The organism is Photobacterium chitinilyticum, assembly GCF_004104355.1.
GTDB lineage: Bacteria > Pseudomonadota > Gammaproteobacteria > Enterobacterales > Vibrionaceae > Photobacterium > Photobacterium chitinilyticum.
This window is the reverse complement of sequence record NZ_RJLM01000139.1, coordinates 1-573: the sequence shown is the minus strand read 5'-3', so window position 1 is coordinate 573 and position 573 is coordinate 1. Positions and strand designations below refer to the sequence as shown.

Sequence of the window (573 nt, the reverse complement as noted above, 5' to 3'; positions counted from 1 at the left end):
GTGAATGTGGCCGCCAATGTGGCCACCGATGCGGCAGGCAACAACAACACCGCCGCGACCCAAAGTACACAGGCAGTAGACACGGCCGTGCCGACGGTGGTGATTACCGATGATACTACCGGGACGGCGACGGGGGATGTGACCTACACCCTCACCTTCAGTGAGTCGGTAACGGGCTTTGCCGCGGATGACATCACCGTCAGCGGCGGCAGCAAGGGTAGCTTCACTGCCGTGAGTGGTAGCGTTTATACGCTAGTGGTGACGCCGGATGCGTCCAGCACCAGTGACATCACGGTGAATGTGGCCGCCAATGTGGCCACCGATGTGGCAGGCAATAACAACACCGCCGCAACCCAAAGTACACAGGCAGTAGACACGGCCGTGCCGACGGTGGTCATTACCGATGATACTACCGGGACGGCGACGGGGGATGTGACCTACACCTTCACCTTCAGTGAGTCGGTGACGGGCTTTGCCGCGGACGATATCACCGTCAGCGGCGGCAGCAAGGGTAGCTTCACGGCCGTGAGTGGTAGCGTTTATACGCTAGTGGTGACGCCGGATGCGTCCAGC

The 573-nt window shown here is 60.7% G+C and carries 1 protein-coding gene; it reads left to right on the top strand.

Annotated features, from left to right (window positions below; all coding sequences use genetic code 11):
- On the top strand, positions 1-573 hold a 573-nt coding region (locus EDI28_RS27090), incomplete at both ends, for an Ig-like domain-containing protein (RefSeq protein ID WP_199287514.1).